General features: G+C 60.1%; 13 protein-coding genes. 9 read left to right on the top strand and 4 right to left on the bottom strand.

Going from position 1 to position 13,629, the window contains the following annotated elements:
• Nucleotides 1-4 precede the first annotated feature (4 nt).
• From AD670_RS17970 to AD670_RS17940, 7 genes are all read left to right on the top strand, one after another.
• A complete protein-coding gene (locus AD670_RS17970) occupies nt 5-835 on the top strand; it encodes a carbohydrate ABC transporter permease (protein WP_032886872.1) in 831 nt (276 codons plus the stop codon).
• Between the two features lie 39 nt (nt 836-874).
• Nucleotides 875-1,978, top strand: coding sequence for an ABC transporter ATP-binding protein (locus AD670_RS17965; RefSeq protein ID WP_053135206.1), 1,104 nt, complete (start codon nt 875-877; stop codon nt 1,976-1,978).
• Between the two features lie 15 nt (nt 1,979-1,993).
• A complete protein-coding gene (locus AD670_RS17960) occupies nt 1,994-3,475 on the top strand; it encodes a mannitol dehydrogenase family protein (RefSeq protein ID WP_053135202.1) in 1,482 nt (493 codons plus the stop codon).
• Nucleotides 3,476-3,553: 78 nt separating this feature from the next.
• The gene (xylB, locus tag AD670_RS17955; RefSeq protein ID WP_053135199.1) at nt 3,554-5,035 is read left to right on the top strand and encodes a xylulokinase; all 1,482 of its coding nucleotides are present in this window, start codon (nt 3,554-3,556) and stop codon (nt 5,033-5,035) included.
• 12 nt (nt 5,036-5,047) lie between these two features.
• Entirely contained in the window at nt 5,048-5,986 is a 939-nt protein-coding gene (locus tag AD670_RS17950; RefSeq protein ID WP_053135196.1) for a carbohydrate kinase, read from the top strand.
• A 633-nt stretch (nt 5,987-6,619) separates the two neighbouring features.
• Nucleotides 6,620-7,834: a hypothetical protein gene (locus AD670_RS31480; protein ID WP_156338260.1), complete on the top strand. Its 1,215-nt coding sequence runs from the start codon at nt 6,620-6,622 to the stop codon at nt 7,832-7,834.
• A 98-nt stretch (nt 7,835-7,932) separates the two neighbouring features.
• Nucleotides 7,933-8,202 (top strand): DUF2790 domain-containing protein, encoded by a 270-nt coding sequence (locus AD670_RS17940; protein WP_053135191.1) that lies wholly within the window; start codon nt 7,933-7,935, stop codon nt 8,200-8,202.
• 61 nt (nt 8,203-8,263) lie between these two features.
• Here the strand turns inward: AD670_RS17940 and AD670_RS17935 are convergent, their stop codons facing one another.
• On the bottom strand, nt 8,264-8,533 hold the full coding sequence (locus AD670_RS17935; protein WP_053135187.1) for a DUF1652 domain-containing protein: 270 nt from the start codon (nt 8,531-8,533) through the stop codon (nt 8,264-8,266).
• Nucleotides 8,534-8,766: 233 nt separating this feature from the next.
• Entirely contained in the window at nt 8,767-9,789 is a 1,023-nt protein-coding gene (ilvA, locus tag AD670_RS17930; RefSeq protein WP_082340993.1) for a threonine ammonia-lyase, biosynthetic, read from the bottom strand.
• Between the two features lie 248 nt (nt 9,790-10,037).
• On the opposite strand from ilvA, the gene AD670_RS17925 reads away from it, so the two are divergent.
• Both AD670_RS17925 and map read left to right on the top strand, forming a co-directional pair.
• Nucleotides 10,038-10,238, top strand: coding sequence for a ParD-like family protein (locus tag AD670_RS17925; protein ID WP_027606410.1), 201 nt, complete (start codon nt 10,038-10,040; stop codon nt 10,236-10,238).
• Nucleotides 10,238-10,999: a type I methionyl aminopeptidase gene (gene map / locus AD670_RS17920; protein WP_053135184.1), complete on the top strand. Its 762-nt coding sequence runs from the start codon at nt 10,238-10,240 to the stop codon at nt 10,997-10,999. Before AD670_RS17925 ends, map begins: the two co-directional genes overlap by 1 nt.
• 84 nt (nt 11,000-11,083) lie before the next feature.
• On the opposite strand, the gene AD670_RS17915 is transcribed toward map, so the two are convergent.
• Together AD670_RS17915 and AD670_RS17910 are read right to left on the bottom strand one after the other, a co-directional pair.
• A complete protein-coding gene (locus tag AD670_RS17915) occupies nt 11,084-12,016 on the bottom strand; it encodes a magnesium transporter CorA family protein (RefSeq protein ID WP_053135181.1) in 933 nt (310 codons plus the stop codon).
• Between the two features lie 6 nt (nt 12,017-12,022).
• Nucleotides 12,023-13,609 (bottom strand): RimK family protein, encoded by a 1,587-nt coding sequence (locus tag AD670_RS17910; protein WP_053135178.1) that lies wholly within the window; start codon nt 13,607-13,609, stop codon nt 12,023-12,025.
• Nucleotides 13,610-13,629 lie beyond the last annotated feature (20 nt).

The following is a 13,629-nucleotide window of genomic DNA, read 5'->3' as shown; positions in this document are numbered from 1 at the left end:
CGCCATGACGCTTCAACAATCCCGCCGCCTGCAAAGCCTGTTGCTCGGCACCCTGGCCTGGGCCATCGCGATCCTGATTTTCTTCCCGATCTTCTGGATGGTGCTGACCAGCTTCAAGACCGAAATCGACGCGTTCGCCACGCCGCCGCAGTTCATCTTCACGCCGACGCTGGAGAACTACCTGCACATCAACGAGCGCAGCAACTACTTCAGCTATGCCTGGAACTCGGTGCTGATTTCATTCAGCGCCACCGCCCTGTGCCTGCTGATTTCGGTGCCGGCGGCCTACTCCATGGCGTTCTACGAAACCAAACGCACCAAGGGCACGCTGCTGTGGATGCTGTCCACCAAGATGCTGCCACCGGTGGGCGTGCTGATGCCGATCTACCTGCTGGCCAAGAGCTTTGGCCTGCTGGACACGCGCATTGCGCTGATCATCATCTACACCCTGATCAACCTGCCGATCGTGGTCTGGATGGTTTACACCTACTTCAAGGACATCCCCAAGGACATCCTCGAAGCCGCGCGCCTGGACGGCGCCACCCTGTGGCAGGAAATGGTCCGGGTGCTGCTGCCGATCGCCAAGGGCGGCCTGGCCTCCACGGTGTTGCTGTCGCTGATCCTGTGCTGGAACGAGGCCTTCTGGTCGTTGAACCTGACCTCGTCCAACGCCGCACCCTTGACCGCACTGATCGCCTCCTACTCCAGCCCCGAAGGCTTGTTCTGGGCCAAATTGTCTGCCGTCTCGACCCTGGCCTGCGCGCCGATCCTGATCTTTGGCTGGATCAGCCAGAAACAGCTGGTGCGCGGTTTGTCCTTCGGCGCCGTGAAATAACGGTCTTTCAATAAAAAATTCAAAGTGGAGGCCCATCCCATGGCCAACCTGAAAATCAAGAATCTGCAAAAAGGCTTCGAAGGTTTCTCGATCATCAAGGGCATCGACCTGGAAGTGAACGACAAGGAATTCGTGGTGTTCGTCGGCCCCTCGGGCTGCGGTAAATCGACCCTGCTGCGCCTGATCGCCGGCCTTGAAGAAGTCAGCGAAGGCACCATCGAACTGGATGGCCGCGACATCACCGAAGTGACCCCGGCCAAGCGCGACCTGGCGATGGTGTTCCAGACCTACGCCCTGTACCCGCACATGAGCGTGCGCAAGAACATGTCGTTTGCCCTGGACCTGGCCGGTGTCGACAAGAAGCTGGTGGAGAGCAAGGTCAACGAAGCGGCGCGCATCCTCGAACTGGGCCCGCTGCTGGAGCGCAAACCCAAGCAACTCTCCGGTGGTCAGCGCCAGCGTGTGGCGATTGGCCGCGCGATTGTGCGCAACCCGAAGATCTTCCTGTTCGACGAGCCGTTGTCCAACCTCGACGCCGCCCTGCGCGTGCAGATGCGCCTGGAGCTGTCGCGCCTGCATAAAGAACTGCAAGCCACCATGATCTACGTGACCCACGATCAGGTTGAAGCCATGACCCTGGCCGACAAGGTGGTCGTGTTGAACAGCGGGCGTATCGAGCAGGTCGGCTCGCCGCTGGAGCTGTACCACCAGCCGGCCAACCTGTTTGTGGCGGGCTTTCTCGGCACGCCGAAAATGGGCTTCCTCAAGGGCAAGGTTACGCGCATCGAGGGCCAAGGCTGCGAGGTGCAACTGGACGCCGGCAGCACCATCAGCCTACCGCTCAGCGGCGCCACCCTGAGCGTGGGCAGTGCGGTGACCCTGGGCATTCGTCCGGAACATCTGGAAATCGCCTCGCCTGGGCAAACCGCCCTGACCGTCACCGCCGACGTCGGCGAACGCCTGGGCAGCGACACCTTCTGCCACGTCATCACGTCGAGCGGCGAGCCGCTGACCATGCGGATTCGCGGCGACATGGCCAGCCAGTATGGCGAGACGCTGCACCTGCACCTGGACCCGGCGCACTGCCATCTGTTCGACACCGACGGTGTTGCCGTGGCCCGTCCACTGCGCGCTGCCGCCTGATTTGCGAGATTTGTGATGAAACTGAATAAACAGAACCTCACCCAGCTGGAGCCGGAAATCAAACTGCCGGCCTACGCCATTGCGAGTACCTCCCAGGGTATCGCCCATATCGGCGTCGGCGGCTTCCACCGCGCGCACCAGGCGTATTACACCGACGCGCTGATGAATACCGGCGAGGGCCTGGACTGGAGCATCTGCGGCGTCGGCCTGCGTGCCGAGGACCGCAAGGCCCGCGACGACCTGGCCGGCCAGGACTACCTGTTCACCCTGTACGAACTGGGCGACACCGACGACACCGAAGTGCGCGTGATCGGCTCGATCAGCGACATGCTGCTGGCCGAAGACAGCGCCCCGGCATTGATCGATAAACTCGCCAGTCCCGAGATTCGCATCGTCTCGCTGACCATCACCGAAGGCGGCTACTGCATCGACGACAGCAACGGCGAGTTCATGGCCCACCTGCCGCAGATCCAGCATGACCTGGCGCACCCCAGCGCGCCGAAAACCGTGTTCGGCTTTATCTGTGCGGCATTGACCCAGCGCCGCGCGGCCGGCATCCCGGCGTTTACCGTGATGTCCTGCGATAACCTGCCGCACAACGGCGCCGTCACGCGCAAGGCACTGCTGGCCTTCGCCGCCCTGCACAATGCCGAGCTGCATGACTGGATCAAGGCCCATGTGAGCTTCCCGAACGCCATGGTCGACCGCATCACGCCGATGACCAGCACCGCCCACCGCTTGCAACTGCACGATGAACACGGCATCGACGACGCCTGGCCAGTTGTTTGCGAACCCTTTGTGCAGTGGGTGCTGGAAGACAAATTCGTCAACGGCCGCCCGGCGTGGGAAAAGGTCGGCGTGCAGTTCACCGACGATGTGACGCCCTATGAAGAGATGAAGATCGGCTTGCTCAACGGCAGCCACCTGGCCCTGACCTACCTGGGGTTTCTCAAGGGTTATCGGTTTGTGCACGAGACCATGAACGACCCGCTGTTCGTGGCCTACATGCGCGCCTACATGGACCTCGACGTCACGCCGAACCTGGCGCCGGTGCCGGGCATCGACCTGAGCGACTACAAGCAGACCCTGGTGGACCGCTTCTCCAACCAGGCGATTGCCGACCAGTTGGAACGGGTGTGTTCGGACGGCTCGTCGAAGTTTCCCAAGTTCACCGTGCCGACCATCAACCGCCTGATAGCCGATGGGCGCGAGACCGAGCGTGCGGCGTTGGTGGTCGCGGCCTGGGCCTTGTATTTGAAGGGCGTGGATGAGAATGGCGTGAGCTATAAAATCCCCGACCCGCGTGCGGAATTCTGCCAGGGGCTGGTGAGTGATGATGCGTTGATCAGCGAGCGACTGCTGGGGGTGGAAGAGATTTTTGGCACGGCTATTCCCAACTCGCCTGAGTTTGTGGCAGCGTTCGAGCGGTGCTATGGGAGCCTGCGTGATAACGGCGTCACCGAAACCCTACAGAACCTCCTGAAGAAACCGGTTTAAATGTGGGAGGGGGCAAGCCCCCTCCCACACTGGACCGGGTTGCCAATCCAAAAAAATAACACCGCTGAGCACACCCTCATGACCCAGCAAAACCTGTTCCTCGGCATCGACTGCGGCACCCAAGGCACCAAGGCCATCGTCCTCGACGCCTCCAGCGGCAAGGTGCTGGGCCTGGGCGCCGCTGCGCACACCCTGATCAGCGGCGCCAATGGCCGGCGCGAACAGCACACCCAGGAATGGCTGGACGCCTTTACCGAAGCCACCCACCGCGCCTTGCAACAGGCCGGCGTGGACGGCCAGGACATCCTCGGCATCGGCGTGTCCGGCCAGCAGCACGGCCTGGTGTTGCTGGATGACAGCGGCCAGGTGCTGCGCCCGGCCAAGCTGTGGTGCGACACCGAAACCGCGCCGGAGAACGAGCGCCTGCTGGCCTACCTGGGCGGCGAGAGTGGCTCGCTGGAGCGCCTGGGCGTGGCAATTGCGCCGGGCTACACCGTGTCGAAACTGCTGTGGACCCGCGAGCAGCACCCAGACATCTTCGCGCGCATCGCCCATGTCCTGCTGCCCCATGACTACCTCAACTACTGGCTCACCGGCCGCGCCGTCGCCGAATACGGCGATGCCTCGGGCACCGGTTACTTCAACGTGCGCACCCGCACCTGGGATGTGGCGCTGCTCAAGCACATCGACCCCAGCGGCCGCCTTGAAGCTGCGTTACCGGCGTTGATCGACGCCGATCACACCGTGGGCAGCATTCTGCCGGCCATCGCCGAACGCCTGGGCATCAACCCCAAGGCCATCGTCTCCAGCGGCGGCGGCGACAACATGATGGGCGCCATCGGCACCGGCAATATCGCCCCCGGCGTCATCACCATGAGCCTGGGTTCATCGGGCACGGTCTACGCCTATGCCGACCAACCCAACGTGAGTCCGCAGGCCTCGGTCGCCACCTTCTGCTCGTCCAGCGGCGGCTGGTTGCCGTTGATCTGCACGATGAACCTGACCAACGCCACCGGGGTGATCCGCGAGCTGTTCGAACTGGACCTCAACGCCTTTAACGCACTGGTCGAGCAAGCCCCGATTGGCGCCGATGGCGTGAGCATGCTGCCGTTCCTCAACGGCGAACGCGTACCTGCCCTGCCCCACGCCACCGGCAGCCTGCATGGGCTGACCATGACCAACCTGACCCGTGCCAACCTGTGCCGGGCCGTGGTCGAAGGCACCACCTTCGGCCTGCGCTACGGCCTCGACCTGCTGCGCCAGACCGGCCTGCAGAGCCAGAGTATCCGCCTGATCGGCGGCGGCTCGAAAAGCCCGGTGTGGCGGCAGATGGTCGCCGATATCATGAACACCGAAGTGATCTGCACCGAACAAAGCGAAGCCGCTGCCCTGGGCGCGGCGATCCAGGCGGCGTGGAGCCAGTCCGGCGAATCCCTGGCCAGCCTGTGCGACAAATGCGTGAGCGTCGACCCGGCCAGCCGGACCCTGCCGGTGGCGGCCAGTGTCAGCGCCTATCAACTGGCTTACGAGCGCTATCAACAACACGTGGCAACCCTTTAAGAGCGAACGACTATGTATTTGGTGTGTGGTGAAGCGCTGTTTGATTTTTTCAGTGAGGAAGATCCCAGCGGGCAGGCCTCCAAGGTCAACTACAAGGCGATTGCCGGTGGCTCACCGTTCAACGTCGCGGTGGGTTTGCGCCGCCTGGGCATCGAGGCCGGGCTGTTCGGCGGCCTGTCCAGCGACTTCCTCGGGCGCCGGCTGTTGCAAGTACTCAAGGATGAAGGCGTCAGCGAGCAGTTCCTGCTGGAGTTTGCCGCGCCGACCACCTTGTCGATGGTCGCCGTGGGCGCCGACGGCTCACCGCAGTACAACTTCCGTGGTGAAGGCTGTGCGGATCGGCTGCTGGAGGTCGCACATTTACCGGTACTCGGCGATGAGATTCGCGGGCTGCATGTCGGCTCGTTCTCACTGGTGGTGCAGCCGATCGGCGACACCCTGCTGAACCTGGTCCAGCGCGAAAGCGGCAAGCGCCTGATCAGCCTCGACCCCAACGTACGCCTCAATCCGCAGCCGGATATCCAGCTGTGGCGCGACCGTGTCGCCGAGCTGGCCAAGCATGCCGACCTGATCAAGGTCAGCGATGAAGACCTGCACCTGCTCTACCCCGACCAGTCGCCGGAAAGCGTGCTGCAAGGCTGGCTGCAACACCGCTGCCAACTGGTGTTCCTGACCCGTGGCGGCGAAGGCGCCAGTGTGTTCAGCCGCCAGCACGGCAGCTGGTCGCAACCGGCACAGAGCGTGGTGATGGCCGATACCGTGGGTGCCGGGGATACCTTCCAGGCGGCATTGATTGCCTGGTTGACGGAGCAACAGCTGGACTCGGTGGAGGGCCTGCAGCAGCTGACCCGCGCGCAGGTCGACGCCATGCTCGGCTTTGCCATCCGTGCCGCCGCATTGACGTGTGGCAAGACCGGGCCGGACCTGCCGTATCGGCGGCAGTTGGGCTGAAGCACTCGCCACCCCGGCAATCTCTAATCTTGAGATGCCCAGGGTCCGCTTCGCAGGAAGAGGACCCGCCTTCTCCATACCTTTTTTCAGGTGAGCACAAGCTGTCAAGTTTGACAGTTGCGTGTGCTATCGATTGTGCCTTTAATTTATTTCACATCCCGATAGCCAGGAACAGGGTCGTTCCATCGCAACGCTCTAATAGGGAAACCAAAGATGGCTCACTTAAGTCTCCACCACTTACTTAACGGTGCTCCAGAAACAAACCACTTTACGACTACGCAGGAAAACCATCGCAACAATACCTCACCGCGCGGCAGGCGAAAATATATCCTGTTGCACTGTACTTTAGTGCTACTTACTATTTTTTCATTACCGGCACACTCAACTCCGACTAGCGGGCTAAATGCACTTTGCAAGGTGTCGCCAGACGAATTCCTTATAATAGCTTTAAAGGCGATGCGTATACAGACAAGGAATAACCACCTCCCCAAATACAAAGTAAAAAACACCCCACCCGAAACTCCTCTCCAACGTCAGCAACGTCTATGCACCCCCGTGCAAACCGTTCTTCATAACGTCACAAAGCCCTAGTCAATCAGGAATAAACCACGCACCCACAAGGAAGAGCCCATCATGAATAGCGCCTGCAAAGCCAAACACATATTGGCCGTCGCCTTAGTTGCATCCGCCTGTAAAACCACTGCAATGGCGGCGCTCGTTGCGATAACGCCGGCAGCCGGATTGCAGTGCGATGTTTCAAATATCAATAATAGTGGCGTGACCGTGGGTAATTGCAGCACCGGGAATGCAGCAATCCCCAACCAGCCCTGGGTGGCCCCTACACCTGGTACCGCTGTTATTTTACCGCGCCTTGCACCCAGTCAACCTTGCAGCGTCGGGGTTATCAGTAACGCAGGATGGATCGCGGGAGAATGCGGCAGCCCGACGGGTGCCCAGTATGGCGTCACGTGGGATGCCAACGACCTGGGAAGCGGCATTCTTCGGTTCAACCCGAGACCCGGGTTGATTGGTCTGTTTCCAGACGTCAGTACACGCATAGCAGCCATGAACCAACGTGGCGATGTACTGGGGTCCAGTATTGATCGGTCGGGTGACTCGACCGTTGTATTGTGGGCAGCAGGCACCGAGTCACCTCTGGACGTGTCCAGCGCCAGGGATAATTGCAGCGGCGTGGATATCAGCACTCCATTGGGCTCTGGCCGCCCTGCGGCTGCGATCAACTGCCCGAACTCAATTGGTACACAGACGGGTAAAATTGCCCAGCACAACGGGCTGTTGTATGTCGCAACCCAACTGCCCACGCCTGCCGGAGCGCTGACTTGTGTAGTGACCGGCATCAACAATCTGCTAAGGGTGGTGGGCGGCTGCCAGTATTCAACCGCGCCCTTTCTCAGGGCCGCATTCTGGGCCTCTCCAAACGCTGCACCGACGTCAGTGCCAAGCCTTACCACCAGCAGCGTCAGCATCGCAACGTCGCTGAACAATTCAGGGCAAGTCGTTGTGACCTACGAGGACGTCAATGGCAATATCAGCAGTGCATTTTGGGATACCACTGCCGGTACCGTGACGGCTATTGCAGCTTTCACCAGCGGGGTGGGAAGTTCAGGCGTTGCGCTGGCAGATAATGGCACCGTGCTAGTTATCGGTGCCAACAGTCAGACAGACACTGAAAGTGCGACATGGACAGCGGCGACTGGCTTGCAATCTTTTGGCTTCTACAACTCGGGCAAGAACACGTCAATTGGCGCCATCTCCCAAGACGGCAGCAAGATTGCCGGCAGTGCCGAGGACAGCACCCAAACCAACATTGCTGTTCGGGTGCAGTGACAGGTGCCAGATGAAGGTTTTGTCAGCCAGGCAAAAATTAATCGATGGTTAATCCCGCAAGTCGAGAGTGAAGTTGTACCCACTTGCGGAGCACCACCATGAAACTGCATACCTTATTGCTCAGCGGCGCCCTGGCGCTGGCTGCGGTGTCGGGCCTGGCTCAGGCTGACGATCAAACCCAGGCGGTCAAACCTGTGCCTTATCATTACGGCATGCCGATGAACATTGCCAAGGTCCTGGCCATGAACGAAACCCCCACTGACGACTGCAAAGTCATCAAGGCGGATATCAAGTTCCTGGACAAAGCGGGCAAAGTGGAAGACGTGAGCTACCGGAAAATGTCCGAAGCCTGCGATTTCCAGAATTGATGGGCGAACGTAAACAGCATTGGGCCTGGCATTTACCAGGCCCACCGTTCACATCCAACGATCAGTAGTGACCCCGTCCGGCGACTCTTTGCTGGGCCGGTGATTGGGTCTGTTTCAGGTCTTCACGCAACCCGGCGATCAGGTTGCAAATGGCGCGACTGCTGTCGAGCTTGTCAGCGTTGATTCCTTTGACTTCCAAATCCACCCGATCACGGTCGCGGTCGTCATAGACCTTGATCGTCAGCGAAGCGTCTTCGGCTTTGGTGCATTCGCACCGCTTAGGCAGGAAACTTCCTTCAATAATGCTGCGAAGTTCTAATTCCGAAAGCATGGCCAACCTCTCCTTTTCTGAGACTGCCAATCGATTGTTTTAAGCCTGGCAAGCAGGTGCCTACCGCGTCTTGCCGACCCTGGCAGACGCTTACCTTCACCAGCCTACTCGGCAAAATCCACTTTCGTTGTAACTTTTCTTCATAAGTATCTTGGCGTTTTATATACCTTAAACCGCGATGTTTAAATCATCGTCGAACCGCTTCGATTAATCGTTTAACCCCAGACTTCGAATTACACGCGGCCTTGTGCTGCCACTCTTTCAGCAACATATCGCAAACTATCAAAGTTGATATTGGCGCCTGAATTAACCGCAACCAACGTCTGCCCCCTCACCCCACGGCTGGCCACGTACTTGCGCCCCCCCGCCACCGCCAGTGCACCGGAAGGCTCGGTGATGGAGCGGGTATCGTCGTAGATCAACTTCATCGCGCTGCACAGTTCGTCATTGCTGACGGTGATCACTTCATCCACCCAGTCGCGGCAGATTTCAAAACCAAAAGCGCCGATCTGCGCTACCGCCGTGCCATCGGCAAACCCGTCGACACTGGGCAGAACCACGCGCTCTCCGGCCCGCAGCGCCGCGAGCAGGCAACTGGAGCCTTCGGGCTCGACACCGATGATGCGCACCTCGGGCCGCAGGTATTTGACGTAGGCCGCGATCCCGGCAATCAGCCCGCCGCCGCCCACCGGCACGAAGATCGCGTCCAACGGGCCCTGCTGCTGGCGCAGGATTTCCATGGCCACGGTGCCTTGGCCGGCGATCACCTCGGGGTCATCGAAGGGCGACACGAACGTGCAGCCGGTCGTCTCGGCCAGTTGCAGCGCATAGGCCAGGGCAAACGGGAAACTCTCGCCGTGCAGCACCGCCTCGGCGCCTCGGGAGCGCACGCCGAGCACCTTTAATTCAGGGGTCGTGCTGGGCATGACGATCCGTGCCTGTATCCCCAGCTCCCGTGCGGCCAGCGCCACACCCTGGGCATGGTTGCCCGCCGATGCGGTGACCACGCCCCGTGCCTTCTGCTCGGCAGTGAGCTGCACCAACTTGTTGTAGGCGCCGCGGATCTTGAAGGAAAAGGTCGGTTGCAGGTCTTCGCGCTTGAGCAGCACCTGGTTGCCCAGCAGTGCCGACAGCGCCGGCGCAGCTTGCAGGGGCGTGCGCACCGCCAGGTCGTAGACCGGCGCGGCGAGGATCTTTTTCACATAGTGTTCAAGCAATGCCGTATCAGCGGTGTGGGGGGCGGGGCACGTGCTCATGGGGTGTCTCCTGGTTGTTAAGGGCCCTGGAGACGGAAAAACAAAACCCGCCTCTAAGGCGGGTTTGGGTGCAGCCGTGTGCTATCCCGCCATGTGAGGAATGGCGGTAATAATGCTTGGCTGGCTGCGGAAGGCTTGATAAGTCATGCCAGGAAATTAACCGGCCATCCGGATCAAGTCAACATCCTGTTTACTGGAAGCATACGAAACATATACGATTCGTATATCCCGCCACTACAGTGAAGACCATGGGCATCGTCAAGATCAGCGACCAACTGCACGAACAACTCCGTCTGGCCAGTGCGGCCATGGACCGCTCCATCAACGCCCAGGCCGAGTTCTGGATCAAGGTCGGCCTGCTCGCCGAACTGAACCCCAGCCTGCCCTACCACGAGTTGATCAACAAACTGCTGCTGGACAAGCCCGACCTGATTCGGGGGCGCAGCTGATGATCAAGACCGCCGCCCAACTGGCTGTGATGCGCGAATCCGGGCGCCTGCTGGCCAAAGTGTTCGACATGCTCGACGGGTTTGTCACCGCCGGCCGTTCCACCCTGGAGCTGGACAGCGCCGTCGAAGCCTTCATCCGTAACGATCTGCAGGCCCGCCCCGCCAGCCTCGGACAATATGACTACCCGTTCTCCATCAACACCTCGATCAACGAGGTGGTGTGCCACGGCATGCCCAGCGCCAAGGAGATCCTCAAGGACGGCGACATTATCAACATCGACATCACCCTGGAAAAAGGCGGCTTTATCGCCGACTCCAGCAAGATGTACATGATCGGCAACGTCGCCCCCAAGGCCCGGCGCCTGGTGGAAATGACCTTTGAGGCGATGTGGGCCGGGATCCGCCAGGTCAAGCCCGGCGCGCGCCTGGGCGATATCGGCCATGCGATCCAAAGCCATGCACACGCCAATGGCTACAGCGTGGTGCGTGAATACTGCGGCCATGGCATCGGCAAGCAGATGCATGAAGAGCCGCAAATCCTGCACTTCGGCCGTCCCGGTACCGGGCTGGAATTGCGCGAAGGCATGGTGTTTACCATCGAACCGATGCTCAACCAGGGCAGTTCCAAAGTGCGCAGCCTGAAAGACGGCTGGACAGTAGTGACCAAGGACAACAGCCTGTCGGCGCAGTGGGAACATACCGTGGCGGTGACGGCGGATGGCTTTGAAGTGCTGACCCTGCAAACACAGCCAGGCGAATAACCTGTGGCGAGCGGGCTTGTCCCGCGTTGGGCTGCGCAGCAGCCCCAAACCAGGCGCAGAGGCGTGCCTGATGCATCGCCACCTTTACATCGTCGCGCCCGCCATCCGCTTGAGCACTAGCACCATCAAGCCTGCCCCCAACCCCATCGCAGCCAGGAACAACGGGTACGACACCCACCACGGCGTACCCGCCGTCATCATGCTGAACTCCGACATACCGCCAATGCTGGCGATCAGGTTGAGCGGCAGGAACACCACATTGATCAGCGTGAGCTTGCGCAACAGGTTGTTCATGCTGTTGTTCATCAGGTTGCCGCGCGCATCGATCAGCCCGGAAAACACGTTGGAATAGATCTCGGCCTGTTTGTAGCACTGGTGATTCTCAATGATCAGATCATCGATCAGGCCGAGGATCTCGGCACTGAAGTGCTCCTTTTCCCCATGGTTGCGCAACCGCGACAGCACGGCGCCGTTGCTGTGCAGCGCGTTGATGTAATAGATCAGGCTTTCGCTGAGGCTGAACATCTGCATCAGGTGATGGTTGCTCATGGACGCGTTGAACTGCTGCTGCAACTCCCGTGCAACCAGCTTGATCACCTTGAGGTGGCCCAGGTAGTGGTGGATGTTGTTGAGCAGCAGGTCGAGCAATACGTCCAGCGGCGTGTGCAACGGCCGGCGCTGGCCCAGGCCACTCAGTGGGGTTTCATCGGTGGCGATCACCAGCAGGCGGCCGGGTGAAAACAGCAGGCCGCACGACGCCACTTCGAACACCAGGTTGCCGCCACCGGAATAGTTCTCCGGGCGCTTCCAGATCAGGAACAGGTTGTCGGGATGAAATTCGATGCGTGAGACTTCGTCCGGGTCGAGCGCCGACGCCAACGCGTGCTCGTCGAGCTTGTGGTGATCGCGCAGCCACTCGCGCTCGGCCAGGTCGGGGTTGTTGAACAACAGGATCGGGGCCGCATCGCTATCCCCGCTGCGCAGCTTTCCATCGGTCAGTTCAAAGCGCTGAATCATCGCGCGTCACCAGACCTGGCCCTGGCGTTTCAACTCCAGGCGCCGCACGAATTCTTCCAGCACCAGGCTGTACAGGTCGTCCTGCAAGTAGGCATCTTCGATGCCGGCATCGAGGTTGGGGTTGTCGTTGACCTCAATCACTACCACCTTGTCGCCGGACTGCTTGAGGTCCACACCGTACAGGCCGTCGCCGATCAGGTTGGCGGTCTTCACCGCCAGTTCCACCACCGCCTTGGGCGCTTCATGGACGGCCAGGGTGCGGCATTCGCCGTTGATGGCCTGGCCGATGGCCTTGTGGTTATAGATCTGCCAGTGGCCCTTGGACATGAAGTACTGGCAGGCGAAGATCGGTTTGCGGTTGAGTACGCCGATGCGCCAGTCGTACTCGGTGTAGAAGAATTCCTGGGCCAGCAGCAGCACCGAATGCTCGAACAACTCGGCGGTGGCCTTGAGCAAGGCTTCCTGGCTTTCGACCTTGATCACGCCACGGGAGAAACACCCGTCGGGAATCTTCAACACCAGCGGAAACCCGAGGCGCTCGCCGACCCGTTCGAAATCTTCCGGTCGCTCCTTGTAGAGAATCTCGGTGGCGGGCATGCCCAGGTGATGGCTGTTGAGCAGGTCGGTGAGGTAGACCTTGTTGGTGCAGCGCAGGATCGAGGCGGGGTCGTCCATCACCACCAGGCCTTCGCTTTCGGCTTTCTTCGCGAAGCGGTAGGTATGGTTGTCGACGCTGGTGGTCTCGCGGATCAGCAAGGCGTCGTATTCGGCCAGGCGCGCGTAGTCCTTGCGCTCGATCAGCTCCACATCAATGCCCAGGCCCTTGCCCACGCGGATGAAGTTCTCCAAGGCCCGGGCGTTGGACGGTGGCAGTTGCTCCTGTGGATCGTGCAGGATCGCCAGGTCATAACGGGCCAGGCGGCGTGAACGGGGTTGGCGCCAGATCTTGCGGCTGAAGTTATCAAGGGCATGGGCGAATTGATCTTCCTGGTCGTCGCGCAACTTGTGCAGTACGCCGGACTTCACCCCTTCGATATGCCAACCGTTGTTCTTTCTGAATTCAACTAAGAGAATCGGGCTGGGAAAGGTTTCAAACAACTGACGGGCCAGTTCCTGCAACGGTTCTATATTGGTCCTGCCGAAGTAGAGTGTCAGGGTAAACCCTTCGGTATTACTGTAGAGGTGATGACTCAAGGCTTTATCAAGGGTTTTATCCAAGTCATCCAGCGCCAGGCCGTACAGCGACTTCTTAGTCAACTCACTGATGGTGCGCACCGAGGGAATTACCTTGTGCCCGCGCGCTTCGGCCAGCAACGAGCAGTAGTAGCCGTGCCCCAGGTACTTGTAGCTGCGGCACAGGTTGATCACCTGCACACGCTTGCCCGTGTCGTTCTGCCAGGTTTGCTCCAGGTATTCCTGGGCGGTGACGATGTCTTCGCTGGGAAAGTAGGAGGCCCAATCTTCCTTGCGTTCAACAATAATCAGCACTTGACTGTTACTTCGAGGCGGTACCGAAAAAAATCCCCTCGAAGTTATTGTCGCCGCGACACTTTGCTCGGATACTTCACGCCAATGACCTTGTACCGCCGACATAATATTTGATCCGCTTTAGA

Source organism: Pseudomonas sp. MIACH, assembly GCF_001269925.1.
In the GTDB taxonomy this organism is placed as follows: Bacteria; Pseudomonadota; Gammaproteobacteria; order Pseudomonadales; family Pseudomonadaceae; genus Aquipseudomonas.
Note: the sequence above shows the minus strand (reverse complement) of the source record. Positions and strands in the feature narration are given on the sequence as shown.